This window comes from Staphylococcus sp. HMSC34C02 (assembly GCF_001838705.1).
Taxonomy (GTDB): domain Bacteria; phylum Bacillota; class Bacilli; order Staphylococcales; family Staphylococcaceae; genus Staphylococcus; species Staphylococcus borealis.
Map to the genome: position 1 here is coordinate 1 of NZ_KV838585.1, position 18,122 is coordinate 18,122.

At 34.4% G+C, this 18,122-nt stretch carries 15 protein-coding genes; 8 read left to right on the top strand and 7 right to left on the bottom strand.

Features of this window, described 5'->3' with window-relative positions:
- Positions 1 to 114: 114 nt before the first annotated feature.
- The gene (locus HMPREF3239_RS07195) at positions 115 to 591 is read left to right on the top strand and encodes a peptide-methionine (S)-S-oxide reductase (RefSeq protein ID WP_070855178.1); all 477 of its coding nucleotides are present in this window, start codon (positions 115 to 117) and stop codon (positions 589 to 591) included.
- Positions 592 to 749: 158 nt separating this feature from the next.
- Positions 750 to 1,595 (top strand): SDR family oxidoreductase, encoded by an 846-nt coding sequence (locus HMPREF3239_RS07200; protein WP_070855179.1) that lies wholly within the window; start codon positions 750 to 752, stop codon positions 1,593 to 1,595.
- Positions 1,596 to 1,659: 64 nt separating this feature from the next.
- Here HMPREF3239_RS07200 and HMPREF3239_RS07205 read toward each other — a convergent pair whose 3' ends face one another.
- Positions 1,660 to 2,019, bottom strand: a complete 360-nt coding sequence (locus HMPREF3239_RS07205) for a DoxX family protein (RefSeq protein WP_037538195.1) — start codon at positions 2,017 to 2,019, stop codon at positions 1,660 to 1,662.
- A gap of 18 nt (positions 2,020 to 2,037) precedes the next feature.
- The gene (locus HMPREF3239_RS07210) at positions 2,038 to 3,090 is read right to left on the bottom strand and encodes an LLM class flavin-dependent oxidoreductase (protein WP_070855180.1); all 1,053 of its coding nucleotides are present in this window, start codon (positions 3,088 to 3,090) and stop codon (positions 2,038 to 2,040) included.
- A gap of 240 nt (positions 3,091 to 3,330) precedes the next feature.
- On the opposite strand from HMPREF3239_RS07210, the gene HMPREF3239_RS07215 reads away from it, so the two are divergent.
- Complete coding sequence (locus HMPREF3239_RS07215; RefSeq protein WP_176747960.1) at positions 3,331 to 4,509, top strand: MFS transporter; 1,179 nt, start codon at positions 3,331 to 3,333, stop codon at positions 4,507 to 4,509.
- A 185-nt stretch (positions 4,510 to 4,694) separates the two neighbouring features.
- Positions 4,695 to 4,868, top strand: a complete 174-nt coding sequence (locus HMPREF3239_RS12470) for a hypothetical protein (protein WP_176747957.1) — start codon at positions 4,695 to 4,697, stop codon at positions 4,866 to 4,868.
- Between the two features lie 44 nt (positions 4,869 to 4,912).
- Here the strand turns inward: HMPREF3239_RS12470 and HMPREF3239_RS07220 are convergent, their stop codons facing one another.
- The 5 genes from HMPREF3239_RS07220 to HMPREF3239_RS07235 all read right to left on the bottom strand — a co-directional run bounded on the left by HMPREF3239_RS07220 (position 4,913) and on the right by HMPREF3239_RS07235 (position 11,169).
- Positions 4,913 to 5,482: a TetR/AcrR family transcriptional regulator gene (locus HMPREF3239_RS07220; protein WP_070855182.1), complete on the bottom strand. Its 570-nt coding sequence runs from the start codon at positions 5,480 to 5,482 to the stop codon at positions 4,913 to 4,915.
- Between the two features lie 358 nt (positions 5,483 to 5,840).
- Complete coding sequence (locus HMPREF3239_RS07225) at positions 5,841 to 6,785, bottom strand: glycine betaine ABC transporter substrate-binding protein (protein ID WP_070855183.1); 945 nt, start codon at positions 6,783 to 6,785, stop codon at positions 5,841 to 5,843.
- A gap of 24 nt (positions 6,786 to 6,809) precedes the next feature.
- Positions 6,810 to 9,494, bottom strand: a complete 2,685-nt coding sequence (locus HMPREF3239_RS07230; RefSeq protein WP_070855184.1) for an MMPL family transporter — start codon at positions 9,492 to 9,494, stop codon at positions 6,810 to 6,812.
- Positions 9,495 to 9,796: 302 nt separating this feature from the next.
- Positions 9,797 to 9,964: a hypothetical protein gene (locus HMPREF3239_RS12475; protein WP_174841335.1), complete on the bottom strand. Its 168-nt coding sequence runs from the start codon at positions 9,962 to 9,964 to the stop codon at positions 9,797 to 9,799.
- Between the two features lie 332 nt (positions 9,965 to 10,296).
- The gene (locus HMPREF3239_RS07235; protein ID WP_070855185.1) at positions 10,297 to 11,169 is read right to left on the bottom strand and encodes a LysR family transcriptional regulator; all 873 of its coding nucleotides are present in this window, start codon (positions 11,167 to 11,169) and stop codon (positions 10,297 to 10,299) included.
- A 149-nt stretch (positions 11,170 to 11,318) separates the two neighbouring features.
- Here HMPREF3239_RS07235 and HMPREF3239_RS07240 point away from each other — a divergent pair, with 149 nt between their 5' ends.
- From HMPREF3239_RS07240 to HMPREF3239_RS07255, 4 genes are all read left to right on the top strand, one after another.
- A complete protein-coding gene (locus tag HMPREF3239_RS07240; protein WP_053029025.1) occupies positions 11,319 to 11,930 on the top strand; it encodes a metallophosphoesterase in 612 nt (203 codons plus the stop codon).
- A 117-nt stretch (positions 11,931 to 12,047) separates the two neighbouring features.
- Positions 12,048 to 14,126: an LPXTG cell wall anchor domain-containing protein gene (locus HMPREF3239_RS07245; protein WP_070855186.1), complete on the top strand. Its 2,079-nt coding sequence runs from the start codon at positions 12,048 to 12,050 to the stop codon at positions 14,124 to 14,126.
- A 445-nt stretch (positions 14,127 to 14,571) separates the two neighbouring features.
- The gene (locus HMPREF3239_RS07250; protein ID WP_053029023.1) at positions 14,572 to 16,146 is read left to right on the top strand and encodes a YfcC family protein; all 1,575 of its coding nucleotides are present in this window, start codon (positions 14,572 to 14,574) and stop codon (positions 16,144 to 16,146) included.
- A gap of 270 nt (positions 16,147 to 16,416) precedes the next feature.
- A complete protein-coding gene (locus tag HMPREF3239_RS07255; RefSeq protein ID WP_070855187.1) occupies positions 16,417 to 17,955 on the top strand; it encodes a PTS transporter subunit EIIC in 1,539 nt (512 codons plus the stop codon).
- Positions 17,956 to 18,122: the final 167 nt, after the last annotated feature.

The window sequence follows — 18,122 nt, forward strand, 5'->3', positions numbered from 1 at the left end:
TTGGACTCATCAGTCCGATTTGACGTAGAGCCAATAATTTGATGGAATAGAAGGAAACGATAACAAAGTTCCTTCTATTTTTTTATAATTAAGATTAGAAACGAGGTGCTAGAGATGGAAACAGTTTATATTGCAGGTGGATGTTTGTGGGGTGTTCAAGCATTTATTAAAACATTGCCGGGTGTCTTAACAACCGAAGCGGGACGTGCAAATGGGACCTCCCCGCAACGGAGTGACACATATGACGGTTATGCAGAATGTGTTAAAACGACGTTTGACCCTATGGTATTAACCATTACTGATTTAATGAATTACCTTTTCGAAATTATAGATCCGTATAGTATTAATAAACAAGGTGTAGATGAAGGACCAAAATATCGTACAGGGATATATAGTGAGAAGGCGGAACATCTTGAAGAAGCACGAAACTTCATTTCTAGTCGACCTGATAAGTCGCGTATTGCTGTGGAAGTATTACCTTTAAATAACTATGTTCCAAGTGCGGATGAACATCAAGACCGACTCGATAAACATCCAGAGGATATCTCATATTGTCATATTAGTCGTGAGATGTTGCAAAAATATCTTTAACTACGATCAAGTTTGCTCAAAATATTAAATTCTATAGCGTCCTTCAATATTTTTCGGAAAAGGTTATGCATAACAAAGCTTATTTAGGCAATATCATAACTATAGGAAATATAATAAAATAAGGATTATTTAAATATAAAGAGAAAGAAGCGGTAAATATGACTATTTTACTCACTGGGGCAACAGGCCATCTTGGTTCACTTATAACGGAACATGCCATTAAAGAACAGTTATCTGATTTCAATATTGGTATACGAAATCCAGATAAAATGCCAGCGCATTGGAAAGATAAAGTTAATGTTCGAGAGTTAGATTATTTTAATAAAGAAAGTATGGTTGAGGCATTTAAAGGTATTGATACAGTTGTGTTTATTCCAAGTATCATTCATCCATCATTTAAACGACTTCCAGAAGTCGAGAATTTAGTTAGTGCAGCTCAAGAAGCCAACGTTTCACACATCATGTTTATTGGTTATTATGCAGATCAACATAATAATCCATTTCATATGAGTCCATACTTTGGCTATGCGGAGCGTTTGCTAGCCTCTAGTGGCTTACATTATACGTATGTCAGAATGGCGATGTATATGGATCCGTTGAAACCTTATTTACCAGAACTTGCAAAAATGCATAAATTAATTTATCCAGTAGGAGAAGGGCGTATTAATTATATTTCAAGGGACGATATTGCCAGAGGAATTGTCGCGTTATTACAACAACCGGATAAGTTTGGACAGAGATATTTACTATCAGGTTATAGTTATTCTATGACAGAGTTAGCAGCAATACTTTCTGAAGCATCAGGGACTAAGATTGCGTACGATCCTGTTTCTTTTGACACAGTTGCAGAAATGTACGATGAACCGAAAGGATTTGGCGCATTGCTAGCGTCAATGTACGATGCGGGCGCAAGAGGTTTACTTGACCAACATTCAGATGACTTTGAACAACTTGTTCATGATAAACCACAAACTTTCCCAGAATTTTTGAAAAGTGATCAATAAAAGAGCAAGGCGTGTGATGATTATCATCGCACGCCTTGCTCTCGCATTATATAGTTAAATGATATTATTTGTTATCGCAATCGAAAGTATCAGCGAAACTTAAAGCAGCTAAGCCTAATAAGTCTAAAGCGTGTTGAGCGCCTTCTTTACCATGGCCAGCTTCAAAGTGTTTGTAAGCAGCAACGCCTAATACACCGAAAGTAGCGATTGAACCTAAACGTGATAAGTTTTTGTTTAAGAAACTTGCAGCATAAAAAGCAGCAGCAGCAGCTTCTACAGTACCAGCTAATTTAACTGAACTTTCTGGTAAACCAAATACATTTTGGAATGTATCTTTCATTTCTTGGTCACCTTTTAATTTAGGTTTTGAAGCAGTGTATAATTCTTTAGCAAGTTTTAAGTTTGCAGCATAACGTAAAATCATAATTTAAAAATCTCCTTTTTATTTGTTTTCAAAGTATTTATCAACAATAGGTTTAACGCGTTCGCCAAATAGACGGATTGATTTCATTACATACGCATGAGGCATTGAGCCTACAGGTGTATGAATCATGAAACGGTTAAGACCTAAGGTTTCCACAGTATCAATAATCTTTTGGGCAACCGTTTCAGGACTACCCAGGTAGATTGCGCCGTGACTTCCTATTTCTCGTTCCAACATATTTTCATCAAAGCTAGGCCAACCACGTTCACGACCTAAAATGTCATGATGTGCTTTCAAAGAAGGGAAGAATTCTTTCTTAGCTTCTTCATCAGTTTCGGCGATGTAGCCCCATGAGTGCACCGATACAGATAATTCATCTGGATTATGACCGTATGATTCTGCAACGGATTTATAAATCTCAATATTACGTGTAAATCGTCTAGGATTACCACCAATAATCGCATACGTAATCGGCAATCCAAAGGCACCTGCTCTTAATGAGGATTCAGGTGTGCCACCAGTTGCAATGGAAATAGGTAATTTACCATGCTCGACACGAGGATATATACCTGTTGGGTCGAAACTTGGACGTAACTTACCTTCCCAACTTACGACTTCATGTTCGTTAATCTGTAATAACAGTTGCAATTTCTCATTAAATAAATCTTCGTAGTCATTTAAATTATAACCGAATAATGGAAAAGATTCGATGAATGACCCTCGACCAATCATAATTTCAGCACGCCCATTAGATACAGCATCTAATGTCGCATAGCGTTGATACACACGTACTGGGTCATCTGATGATAACACAGTTACTGCTGAAGATAATTTAATATGCTTCGTACGCGATGCTGCAGCAGCAAGCACAGTGACTGGATCTGATACAGCATAATCAGGACGATGATGTTCTCCTAATCCATATATATCTAAACCTAATTGATCTGCTAATTCAATTTCTTCAACAATATCGCGAATTCTTTGCGCATTTGACACGGCGGGTTGTGTACCATCAGGCATCACCATATCACCATTGTCTGCAAATGAAGTCAAACCTAATTCTATTTTCAACACGTCACCTCCGTTGGTATAAAATTTATACTAGAATTGTAGCCCTTATTTCATGAATAGTCAATAGAAATGTTTCGAATTAGAGATTTTTTGTTTTTGAAAAGGGTGATGTATAAATTTATAAAATGCATGAACTTTAAAAGTATTTCGTCAATTTTAAGTGGTCTTTTGAAAAGTAGTCGAAAGTGTCATAATAGAAATGTTGTAGAAAACATTGAAGAAGGGAGAAGCAAAATGTCTATCCAAAAACCAATGAATTATAACAAAATAACAACCATATTTTTTATTGCTGGAATTATCGTTATGAGCAGTTTGTATACTGCTATCCCGTTAACGGCAGAATTTGCGAAAGACTTTAAAATTCCACAATCAATTGCAACGTTAAACGGTGTTGCATTTTCCATTACATACTCAGTGAGTTGTTTGTTTTATGGTACTATTTCAGAAAAATATGGACGTATTCGCACTATATTATTTGGTATTAGTGGGTTAGTGCTTATTTGCTTAGTTATAGGATTTGTACATTCTTTCACGATACTTGTTATTTTAAGAGCCATACAAGGCATATTTGCCGCTACCTTTTCACCCATATCTATCACATATGTCACAGAAACCTACGCGCCAGTCAAACGTATGACCGCAATCAGCTTTATTAGTACAAGTTTTATGCTATCCGGGATTATTGGTCAAAACTTAAGTGAAATTATCGTTGGCTTTTCTAATTGGCACATGGTTTATTTTACGTTAACGGTGCTTTATATTATCCTAGCTTTCGTTATTCTTAAACAAATTCCTGAAAGCCCAGTGAAAAATCCAAACATTCAATTACTTAAATTCTTTAATAATTTTAGTGACTTTAAGACAAATAAAGCAGTGCTACTATGTTATGGTGTGTCGCTAACTTTATTAACGATGTTTATTAGTATGTATACAGTGTTTAACAATTACGTCACGTCCGATACGATTGGTGGAAATGAAACGACTGCGATTAACGCTAAATTGTTCGGTATTATAGGTATGCTACTGTCACTTGTAGCGGGGCGTATTAGCGACCGCATTGGCGTTAAAAATCTTATCTTAGGTGCACTCATTGTGAGCACAGGTTCGCTTATCTTGATGTCTATGACAACGAATATCGTATTACTCATTTTTTGGAGTGTGCTATTTGTAAGTGGCATTGCCTTCGCAATCCCATCAACGATTTCTAAAGTAGGGTTAACCGTGAATGGTAACCAAGGCTTCTTTTTATCAGTTAATACATTTATTTTATTTTTAGGTACAGCGATTGCACCAATTTTAAGTATTGTGTTAAATGCGATTTCAAGCTTTACAATCCAGTTTAATATCATTGCCGTCATTGGCATTATAGCTATCATAATTGCTTTATGCCTGCCACGTAGGAAGAATGAAGTAAGGTAACATTGAGTAACCGCTCACTTTATTTCAATTTCAAACTAAATAAGTTCGATGTTGCTTACTCGTCTTATCGGCACAGCATAATTAGCAGGTAATCAATTTGTGAAAAAACAAAACTTTCAAACGTAGACGTAAAATTGTAATTAAATTGAATAGAACAGGGGATAACATAGTAAGAGGTGATTTTAGTGGATAGATCATTGTTGATTTCAAATGCAATAAATCTTATTTTGATGATAATACTTATTGTATTCAATGTGGTTAATATAGGTGTTTGGCCAATGGTCATACTAGCACTATTAATCGTTGCTAATAGTATCTTTATGGTTTATAAAACAACAGGAGATAGAAAACGGAAGTAATCAATTAAAAAGCAATCTCACGCCTGATTTGTGTGAGATTGCTTTTATTTATTATGGCAATTTAGAGATGTTTCAAGCACGTTGTTTAATGTTTCAAACACTTCTTCAACATTGTAATTGTAGTCATTTTCGACCCAACGGCGTAGCACTTCTATTACGCCACTACTATAAAAATCCGCCACAATTTCAGGATGTTTACTTTCTCTAATCTTTTGAGTGAGTAGATCATCTTTGTGATTTGAGGGGTTTAACATCATATCACGACTCACATTGATTAAGCTTCTAAATACATCAGCTTGACGTGATGATACTAATAAATGCTTGAAAATCTTTTTATTATTGCCAATAAAGTATATAAAATCTTCAAACGACTCTGGTGTTGTAATATCGGCTGACGTGTCACCTTTAGCTATAATTTGTTGAGTAATGAAATCAGGTAGGGTGTAGAGTAAATCGTATTTATCTTGAAAGTATCTGTAGAACGTACTACGGTTAATCTCTGCAATATCGCAAATTTTTTGAACAGTGATTTCATCAAAGTGATAATCATGTAACAGTACAAACACAGTTTCATGAATATGTTTAATCATACGTTTTTGATTTGCTGACGGCATTATCTGATGCTCCTATATCTTTAATCTTGTCAGATAGCCTGACGTAATAAGAGTAATTTATCACAATAATCTTGATTTTTCCAAACATTGCAACTGATAGCACGTTTAAAATAGGTATAAAAAAAGAGTAAATAACGCGCGTCATACGCTTATTATTATAAGAGATTAAATATAAAAAGGGGAAGTGATACTGAGTTCAATATCACTTCCCCACAAGGATGATTAGAACTGAGTAATACTTGATTTAAGTACCTCTCAATTCAGTCAGCTACTACGACTATAGAATGTAGCTTTAATATATTTATATGGTTGATTAAACAAGTGTACCCCTTTGATTTAATGCTTCTCAACGCTCTGATTAGTTCGTTTCAATACCGTCTAACCATTCATCCACTTTATTATCATTGTCGTCCACGTAGTCTTTAGCAACTTGTTCTGGATTTTTATTATTAACAAAGATTTGTTTAGCTAATTTTTCTTCATCAGATTTACTCCAGTCATCTGCGATACGTGTTGCAATTGTATATGCAGCAGGATGTGCTTCTTCAAAGTCTTTGTTGAATACTAAATCAATATGTTGATTGTTATTACCGTAAATGTTGTCGGGATCTTTCAACATTTTAACGTCTAACTCTTTAGAGAACCAACTTGGTTCCATTGCTGTGAAGACAATTGGTTTTTGTTGTTTATAAGCGGATTGAATTTTTTTGAATTGTTCTTGGTCAGAGCTTTCTTTCAAGCTATATTTATCAAGATTGTCACTATCAAGTTCATCTTTCGTTTCTTTCATCACACCATTACGTGCATCTGTGCCTTGAATTGTCCAATCTACAGATTTACCGAAATCACTATCTTTTAAGTCACTAATTGAATCAATGTCTTGTACATATTTAGGCACTGCTAAGCCTACTGTTGCGTTATCAATTAAGTGTTTGTCATCATAAATAGTTAACTTACTTTTGAATTTATCGTAATAACTTTTATCAGTAGTAGGGAAGATACCTGATGCATGGAATGAATCAGCGTTCTCTGAGACAGCAGCATATAATGGACCGCTTGCTGTTACAGGTGTAGTCGTTACATCATAACCTGCTTTTTTCAATACTTCTGCTATCACTAGTGAACGTGGTGTGGAATTATCACTCGCGATATAGGGTATTTCGATTTCTTTATTACCAAGCGATGTTTGACTATCGTCAGATGAACCACTACCGCTACCACTATTACCACAAGCACTTAGCACTATGGCTAAGGCAAGTGTGGCTAGTAGTCCTATCACTTTCGAACTACGTCGTTTTAACATAACGTGTTTCCTCCTTTGTAATCATTAGTCTCTATATTCGTCATCGTGACGATGCTCAGATGGTCGGTTATATCTATCGTAAACACCTTTATTATTTTCACGAGCGTATAACATAAGCGCTTTAAATAATACATCTTGATCGATATTGCTATCAGTTAATTCTTTATAAAGATGAGTTGTTTTATCGAAATTTGAATTGTGCTCATGATGACGATCGTTGTATGGTTCATCATTGTTGTAACGATTTTCATCATGTCTATCGTATTTGTCTCGATCGCGACGCGCACGATCATTGTATTTATCATGCTGACTATAATCGCCATTTTGCGTGTAAAGTGACGCATAATCAATATCATCATATTGGTTATCATAGTAATGATGTTGGTGCGTGCGGTTGTCGTGATGATGACCTAAATGTACAGAACGATTATAATCTTCATCATTATAGTTGTGATTATCGTGGCGGCTACCATTTTGATAACGATGATCTTGTTTGTCTGGGCTAGCGTATTCACCATGTCTATCATTGTCATGACTTTTTTCAGAAGATGCATCTTGATGTTGATCTTCTTCTAAAGCTTTACCTTCTACATCAATATTTGGCAATACTGAACCTAACCATTTAGGTAGGTACCATGAAGCTTTGCCAAACAGTTTTGTTAACGCAGGAATCAATGTCATACGTACGACAAATGCGTCGAATAAGACACCAAATCCAAGTGCGATACCCATTGATTTGATTGCACTATCATCTTGGAAGACGAATGCAATGAACACACTGAACATGATGAGTGCTGCTGCTACGATAACAGGTCCACTTTCTTTAATACCGACGCGAATTGAATGGTCATTGTCACCCGTCTTGCTGTATTCTTCATGGACACGTGTCATTAAGAATAACTCGTAGTCGATGGCAAGTCCGAATAACAAGCCAATTGTGATCACTGGAAGGAATGCAAGTAATGGTCCTGTATTTTCAATTCCGAATAAGCCACCCATAAAGCCATTTTGAATAACTAATGTTGTGAAACCTAATGTAGCCATTAATGATAGGATGAATCCTAGTACTGCTTTTAACGGAACTAAGATTGAACGGAATACAATCATTAATAAGAAGAATGCTAATACAACAATAACGCCAGCGAATACTGGAATAGCGTTATTTAATTTTTCGGACATATCGATATTAATGACGCTTTGTCCTGAAATTTCTGTACTATAGTCATATTTTTCTTGAGCTTGACTGTGATAATCACGTAAGTCGTATACAAGATTTTCTGTAGACTGAGCGTTAGGTCCTTTTTCAGGAATAATTGTGAATAGTGCGTAATTGTTATTGTCAGTCAATTGCGCTTTTGACACGGTATCTACATTGTCGATATCTTCTAAATCGCTACGCATATTATTTAAGTCACGTTCGATAGTGTTTTTACTGCCACCATCTTTTGTATTAACTAACATAACGATTTGTCCGTTATAACCTTCACCAAAGTTATCTGAGATCAATTTATAAGCTTTATACTCTGATGAATCCGTTGGTTTTAAGCTGTCATCAGGAATACCTAAACGCATGCCACTGACTGGAATCGCAGCTAAAATTAAAATAATTAAACTCACAATCACTGCAATAACTGGTTTGCCTACAATAAATTTTGCCCAAGGGTGATCTTTAGGATCTTTACTTTTAGATGGTTTATCTTTAATTTTAATGCTCTTATGGAAGATACTAATCAGTGCAGGTAATAATGTTAATGCTGCTAATACTGCGAATAATACACTAATTGCTGAAGCGAATCCCATTACCGCTAAGAAATCAATGCCTACAAGTGATAATCCACAAACAGCAATCATAACGGTAAGACCAGCAAATATGACTGCACTACCTGCTGTGCCAACTGCAGTTGCAATAGCTTCTACAGTATCGACACCTTTTTTCTTAAGTTCTTTAAATCTGAATAGAATAAAGAGTGAGTAGTCAATACCAACAGCTAAACCAATCATTACGGCTAGTGTAAGTGTGAAGTTTGGAATATCAAAGATATAGGTTAATAACGCAATGATACCAACACTTGAACCTAAGCCGATGATTGCACTAATAATTGGCATACCCGCTGCAATCAGTGAACCAAATGTAATAAGTAAAATTACAAATGCTACGACGATACCAACAATTTCAGATGTACCACCAGGTTCGGCATTCATAGCGCCACCTTGTGTTTTCTCGATTTGAACATTATGGTTATCTGTTACATCTTTTAATTCTTTATCGATGATATGTTTAGATGAATCTTTTAATCCAGTTTGTGGAACGACGTAACTTACGTTAGCAATCGCAGTGTCACCTTCATCGTTAACTTGTCCAGTGTCGTATGGATTTGAGATGTTTTGGATGTAATCATCATTTTGTCTGATGTTATCTAGTGCATCTTCAATATCTTTCTTCGTATCTTTATTATTCAATCCATCATTCTTATTAGAATGAAAGACAATTTTCATCGAGGCTTTTTCACTATCCTGATGAAATTCTTTACTGATTTTGTCGTTTGTGTCTAATGACTTAAGGCCGTTCATAGTAATGTCACTATCAAACTTAGGTGAGTTGATCATTAAAGGCGTAATAATGACACCTAGAATGACAAGCCATCCTATGACACTTAGCCATTTGTTTTTAGCTATAAATTTTCCTAATTTATATAATAGCTTTGCCAAGACATTTCCCCCTATTTCATTATGATTTTATTTGCTTAACATGTAGATAGTGTGTTGATGAATTGTGAGCAAGGATGTTACATCGCCATCGTAAATTAAGCTTACTTAAAATGTTACATTTGATAATGTAACAAGTTATATCCTTGTTCGGTACCATTAAAAGTTTTATGACGTTGGAAAATGCAACACTTTGGAAGAAATGTTGGTGAAAATAGCATGATTTCATGGGGATAATAAAAAAACAGGTAACCGTTTGAAGCTGGTGTACCTGATGATGATAGGGTGTATGTATTAAGTTGTGGTTATTTTATTAAATCAAACAGGAGAAGTAATGCGCCAATTAATACGAAAATAACGCCTGGAATATAAATTTTTTCTCTAAGATCAATGTCACGCTGGTATGCAACAAATCGACTAATACCGATTAGAATAAGACCTAGGAGTAATAAGATGATGGAAAGAACGAGCATTAACATTGCCTCCTAATCAATAATATACAAAATAGCAAATTGATTAATATGAATATCTTTCATTCAAATCTATTATATTATGTGAACACATATTTTTATAGCAATTTATTAATATGATGTAAAATTGTTATTATTTTTTAGAATATTTATTAACAAACTTTATACTATCTTAATATTTTATAAATATAATAATAAACTGATTTTTCAAACTATAAGTATTTAAATTGAATGAATGAGTCATCAAGGAACATCGTCATCGGAATAGTACGTATATAAAAAAGCAATCACGTTAACAAAAGTCTAATCAACGTGATTGCTAAGGTATATGAAAGTTATTTAGTGTTATATATTAACGTAATAAAGTCTTGAATGATTGTAGTCAGATGTCTATCATTACGATAAACGAGTGATATATAACTTGTCGTTGGGGCGTTAGGCAATTGTTTACTAATAATATTAGGATGATGACGAATGGCATTTTCACTTACTAAACTTAAGTAATTGGAATCTTTAATCGTTGCTAGAATACTGCTAATACTATTTGTTTCCATATGGACATCTAAGTTGATAAAGTTCTTTTTTCGCCATTCATTAATACTGTCTCGAGTTGAACCACCGTTATGTATAATGAAACGATAGTTATTAATATCCTCAATCGTACATTGATTATGTTGAGCTAGCGGGTGACGTTTATCCATAGCAAGTACTAATGGGTTGTCGTGAAGACGTTTAACTTGTAGTTCACTTTCGTTAAACCCTTTTTCGGCTATGACAGCAATATCAATTTTACGGTTTTTGACTTGATCAATAATGACTGGTGCGGTATCTACCATTAAGTTAATGTCTATATTTGGATGTTCATGCATATAGTTTTTAAAGGTTGAGGGCAAAATACTATAAATCGGTGCATGACTAGCTCCCACTCTCAATGTACCTCGTTTAGATTGCTTAAAATCATCCATCATATCTGTTGTTTCTTCAATTAAATTAATCATTTTAGTCGCATTTCGATAAAGTAATTCTCCGGCTTCAGTCAGGTTGAAATGTTTACCTTTCTTGAAATAGAGTGGTAAACCGCATTCTTTACTTAAGTTTTTTAAATGAAATGTTACTGTTGGTTGTGTGATGCCGAGCTTTTCAGCGACGGCGTTTTCATTTTGTGCTTCAACGAAATGTTTAAAAATGTGTAATTGCTTTGTATTCATAAATTGATTCCCCAAAATATATATTTTGTTTATACTATTTCCTATAATAAATAAAGAATTTTGAGGACACGTTAATAATTTGTTTAAAGTTAGTTAAACAGTGGTTTTATATTAGTATGCATTTAGTAGTAGGTTAGGAGAGAAAGCATATGAAAGAAAGGATACTGGTGGTTTCTGATATTCATGGACATCGGAAAGCGCTTGTCTCTCTTTTAAAAGCAGTAAATTTTAATGCTAGAAAAGATCAACTGGTTTTAATGGGAGATTATGTTAATAATGGTCCTGACTCATTTGGTACTTTAAAGTTAGTGAAACGGTTAAAACGTCGAGGTGCACGCGCGTTAGCTGGAAACCATGAGATGCGTTGGTTGGAAAGTAAAGATAAAAAAATTAAACGATGGCATAAGTTTTTAAGAGAATTGTCTACGATTGAGGTTATCGATGATTACATATTTGCGCATGCTGGCATTGATACGTCAAAGCCTTTAAATAAACAAATCAAAGAATACACAACGGGGCATTATAATCACAATTTAAATAGAAACATCCCTAAAAATAAATACTTGATCCATGGTCATATCCCTAATTATCGCTATGGTCTTAAAAATGATGAGTTATATCAAAAGAAAAATATATTAGATATTGATACAGGTGCAGGTCATAATAAATTCTTATCGCTTATAGATTTAACGAATGCGTATCAATATTCTGTTAAGGTCACAGATATGAGTAGCATTAACACGAAACGTATTAAATTATAAACATTTGTGATTAGTCAAAAAAGAAAAGCTTGTATTAGATTTCAATAAACAGAAGTATAAGTTTTAAAATAAATGTTATATAATGTAGTGGAATATTAATAAAAAAGGGTGACATGCGTGGATAAGCATAAACAACATTCTAAATTCAGTTCGTACTTAAAAGTGTCATGTTCAGTATTGTTAATGAGTGGAACATTCGTAGGATATGGATTTACAAAGGATAGCTTTGCGCAATCAAATGACCATGCTAACAACGCTTCAAGTGAAGTGAAAACGGTTCAAGGCCAACTTGATTTAGCGATAGATAAAGCGAAGAAGAAAATTGATCGTTTAAAACACTTAAAAACGAACGAAATTAAAAGCTATAAACAAGATATTGAAGATGCACGTAACCAATTTGAAATAGATCAAATTGTAAGGGATGCACAAGCAGAAAATCATATATCTGATGAAGCAAGTACTGAAGAAGCGGATAACAACGAAACACCTTCAACGTCTAAACATTCGTTGGTAAATGAAGAAAATCAATTAGATGAATTAGATAAAATCATCACAGATTTAAATGCTTTATCTGAAAAGGTTGATACTCGTCAACAAAATGATGATTTGGAGTCAGAAGAAACAATTAATGATCATGAACAGTTAAGTAGTAATCAATCATCAACGTCTGGAGATTCAAACCATTTAGAAAAAGAAAGTGATGATACATCCGTCTTAGATAAATTAGACGATGTGAAAAATGATGTCGAATCAGTTAAAGACAATCAGCATACATCAGTGGAAGATACTGAAAAAGATATAGAATCTACGACGCGAGATACCCAATCAGCAGCATCTTCTTCAGAGAATACGGCACAATCTCATTCGGATGGACGTGTTATAAATGATGTTAAACATATGGATAAAGAGGATGTCACAAATCATCACGCAAACACGAATCATTCAGAAAATGATGCTCTTAACGCATTGAATGATAAGTTATCAGCTACTCAAAAAATTGACCAAGCTATTTCAAAAGTAGAAGGTGCACAAGACAATACAACTGAGCGATATAGTAATCGTAAACTTGAGCAATTAAGACAACTCGAACAACAAGTAAAACAAAACCAAAATTTGACAACTAAACAGAAACAAAATGTTGAAAATGATATAACAAACGTTCGACAAGATGTTAAAGCAAATAGAGATACAATTCTAGATCGCCTAGAACAATCGAAAGATAAACGAGCAACAGTTGACCAAATCATCGGAAGTGTCTTTAGTAAAAATGAGGCACAACATATAACCAAAGAGATTAATACTAAAGGTCAATCAGATAAGCAAATTACTGATCAAGTGATGAAACAGCTAGATCGTTTGAAAACGACGACAAGCGATGACATCTTAGCATCCATGTTTGACCAAGCACCAGATAAAGAAGCGTTAATTAAAACATTACTTTCAACGCGTTTAGGCAATAGTGAGGCATCACAAATTGCGAAGCGACTTGCTAAAGCACAACTGTCTAATTCAGAATTAGTCAATAAAGTGAAACAAGAAATCAATGCACAACGAACAGTGACTGCAGATGATATTCTGAAAGATGTTCTCGAAAAATCATCGGACCGTAAACAAACGATTGAAACGTTGTTAGCGACAAAGTTAAATCAGTCACAAGCAAAAGCATTGGCAGATATCATTGCTAGAGCGCAAACAGGTAAAGCAAACACGTTAGATTTAGTGAAGAATGCATTAAATAGTACTGCGAGCGATTTACTTCAACTACAAAATCAACTCGACAATGCCAAAAAGAACTTAAACTATATCTTAGCACCGATTACACAAAGACCATCATTACTTGACCGTATTAATGGTACTTCAAATCACCCTACATCTAACTCAAACCTTCTTAACCAAGGGTCTCATGTATTAGATGGATTAACTGGTGGCAGTCTATTAAATGGCCTTAATTCAGGCGGTCGTCTTTTAGATAATATTGAAGACATTCCTAATCCAGTACAAGGGTTATCTTTAGGACATTTAGGAAACGATGATGGCTTGTTAAGTGGCTTATTTGATGATGATGGTAATTTATCTTTACCTAATACTGGGGAAATAGTTAAGAAATCATGGTTACCGATAACCATGCTATTAGTGATAGCGGGTGGCACATTGATTTGGTTAGGTCGCCGCAAACGACAACACACAAAACATTAAATACAAACTTATATTGTAAGTTACATTGCACACGTAATGTAGCACAAACTAAACTGAGAAAGTGCTTATAGCAAGCTTTTCTCAGTTTTTTATGATTATAAACGAATTTAATAGATCTATGAGGAATGTTGACTCTGACTTGTGTATTTCAATTATGAAAAGGTGAATCGAAAAAGAAAGCGCTTGCACATTTTGCCAAAAATAGCAAGCGAATTTCGAGAAATTATTGGTAAAGTTGTGTGAAATAATTATGAATTTATCTAAAATATTTACGCTTTTATATATATTCATATTGATTGTAAATTGCATTAGACATACACTAATAGTGGAAAAAGAAATTGATAATTTTTTCACAAAGTCACTTATTTGACATATTTCAACAAAGTATAAGTTTTAAATGTGTAAGCATTCTCATAGATAAAAATACTTGAAGGGGTTGAAACGCATGACACATACTAATGACGTAACTAACAGCACAAGCAAAGGACGGAAAAAACGATTCTCGCTTAAGATGCCCGGCGCATTTACAATTTTATTTATTTTAACTGTAATTGCGGTTATGGCAACGTGGATCATACCAGCTGGTGCTTATTCTAAGTTATCATATGATGGCGGTGCGCAAGAATTCAAAATTGTTGATGCGCATAATAAATCAAAAACAGTCCCTGGAACACAAGAGCAATTAGATAAATTAGGTGTAAAAATTGATGTAGACCAATTTAAATCAGGTGCCATCAATAAACCTATCTCAATTCCTGGAACATATGAACGATTAGATCAAAATCCTGCTGGACCAGACCAAATTACATCAAGTATGGTCAACGGTACGATTGAAGCCGTAGACGTAATGGTATTTATTCTCGTATTAGGTGGACTGATTGGTGTTGTACAAAAGAGTGGTTCATTCGAATCAGGACTCTTAGCACTGACTAAAAAAACAAAAGGTCATGAATTCTTACTTGTATTCATGGTATCTGTATTAATGGTATTAGGCGGTACGCTTTGTGGTATTGAAGAAGAAGCGGTAGCGTTTTATCCAATACTTGTTCCAATCTTTATTGCAATGGGATATGACTCAATTATATGTGTTGGGGCAATCTTCCTTGCGAGCTCTGTGGGTAGTACATTCTCAACTGTTAACCCATTCTCAGTTGTTATCGCATCAAATGCAGCGGGTACAACATTCGTTGACGGTTTATACTGGAGAATCGCGGGCTTAATCGTAGCTACAATATTCACAGTAGGTTATTTATACTGGTACGCTAAAAAAATCAAAAAAGATCCAAAAGCATCATATACTTATGAAGATAAAGCTAAATTCGAAAAACAATGGTCAGTTATTAATGATGATGGTGCTGAAAAACCATTTACATTACGCAAAAAAATCATTTTAATTTTATTCATTCTACCATTCCCAATCATGGTGTGGGGCGTTATGACACAAGGTTGGTGGTTCCCAATCATGGCCTCAATGTTCCTAGCATTTACGATTGTAATCATGCTAATGGTTGCATTAGGTAAAGATGGACTCGGCGAGAAAGTCGTCGTCGATGCATTTGTTGAAGGGGCATCAAGCTTGGTAGGGGTATCACTTATCATTGGCTTAGCACGTGGTATCAATATGATTATGAATGATGGCTTAATCTCAGATACAATCTTGAACTTCAGTTCATCACTTGTACAGGGTGTAAGTGGACCAATCTTCATTGTAATATTGTTGATTATCTTCTTCTTCCTAGGTTTCATTATTCCATCATCTTCTGGATTAGCAGTACTCGCAATGCCAATCTTTGCACCACTTGCTGATACAGTAGGAATTCCTAGATTTGTAATTGTTACAGCATATCAATTTGGTCAATATGCAATGCTCTTCTTAGCACCAACAGGATTGATTATGGCAACATTACAAATGTTAGACATGAAGTACTCTCATTGGTTGAAATTCGTATGGCCAGTCGTTGCCTTCGTATTCATCTTCGGTGGTGGCATGCTAATCACTCAAGTATTAATTTACTCTTAATAAATGAATTATGAAAATAGATACTGCCAACAAAGTTTTAACTTTGTTGGTAGTTTTTTTAGGTAGTTTTAATTAGCTGTCTTATAACATTGTTTAAAGAGTATATTGTTTGTAAATTTAAATATTTGTATAAAGTATGGACATAATTATGAAAATATTTTTCATTTTTAATTATAATATTGATTAAAATTTTCTTTAGTATTATATTTCTATTTAAGAAAGCGTTGTCATGCGAATTGAAGTTATTATATTTTAAGGGAGATAATTTAAATGAATAAGCTATTTGAGAAAGCACAACAATTTGGGAAATCATTTATGCTACCAATTGCTATTTTACCCGCAGTAGGCCTATTGCTTGGAATTGGAGGAGCGTTGAGCAACCCTAATACTGTTAAAGCATATCCATTTTTAGATATTACACTATTGCAAAATATTTTTACGCTTATGTCTTCAGCCGGAAATATTGTCTTTCAGAACTTACCAGTAATATTTGCTATTGGTGTAGCTATAGGATTAGCACGTAGTGATAAGGGCACAGCAGGTTTAGCTGCACTAATCGGTTTTTTAATTATGAACGCGACTATGAATGGAATGTTACAAATTACAGACGATTTAGCTAAAACAACTGAATTAGCTCAAAAAGGTCAAAGTATGGTATTAGGTATCCAAACCATTGAAACGGGCGTATTTGGCGGTATCGTAACAGGAATTCTAACAGCCTATTTACATAATAAATTCAATAAAATAGAGTTACCTGCTTATTTAGGATTCTTTAGTGGATCTCGTTTTGTTCCAATTATTACAGCGGTTAGTTCAATTTTCTTAGGGGTAATAATGTTCTTTGTTTGGCCAACAGTACAAAGTTGGATCTTTAATGCTGGTGGATTAGTTGAAAAGACTGGAGCTATTGGAACCTTCTTCTTTGGATTTATATTACGTTTACTGGGTCCATTCGGTTTACACCATATTTTTTACTTGCCATTTTGGCAAACAGGACTTGGTGGTTCATTAGAAGTAAATGGACATATGGTACGAGGTACACAAAATATCTTTTTAGCTCAATTAGGCGATCCGAGCGTCACACATTATTTCTCTGGTATATCTAGATATATGTCTGGTCGATTTATAACAATGATGTTTGGACTATGTGGTGCAGCATTAGCTATCTATCACACTGCTAAACCAGAACATAAAAAGGTTGTTGGTGGGTTAATGCTATCAGCAGCATTGACTTCTTTCTTAACAGGTATAACTGAACCATTAGAATTTTCATTTTTATTTGTTGCACCCGTGTTATATTTAATTCATGCTTTTTTAGATGGTTTAGCATTTATGATGGCAGGCATATTTAATATTACTGTGGGACAAACATTTAGTGGAGGATTCATAGACTATATACTATTCGGTGTACTGCAAGGTAATTCAAAAACGAATTACTTATGGGTTATACCAATCGGAATCGTCTGGTTCTGCTTATATTACATTATTTTTAGATTTTTAATTGTTAAATTTAATTTCAAAACCCCTGGACGAGAAGATAAAGCACAAGTTGAAAGTGTTGAAGTTACTGAACGTGCTGATACCATTATTAAAGGTTTAGGTGGAGCTACTAATATTGAAGAAGTAGACTGCTGTGCTACTAGACTTAGAGTAACTTTAAAAGATGGCTCATTATTAAATAAAGATACCTTAATGGCTACAGATGCTAAGGGAGTCATAATTCGTGGTAATGGCGCTCAAATTGTCTATGGGCCACATGTTACAACTATTAAAAATGAAGTCGAAGAAGTATTAGAGCAACAATCTTAAAACATTGATCTTATAAATATTTAGATAAGTAAAAAGGTAATTTCTATTGAAATAGTATAGAAATTACCTTTTAGTTGTTTTAAGACTAATAGTGGGATAATCACATAAATGAACATAAGTGTTCACACACTTGCGTAAATAGTTCTAAGATAGATGACGAAGTGTAG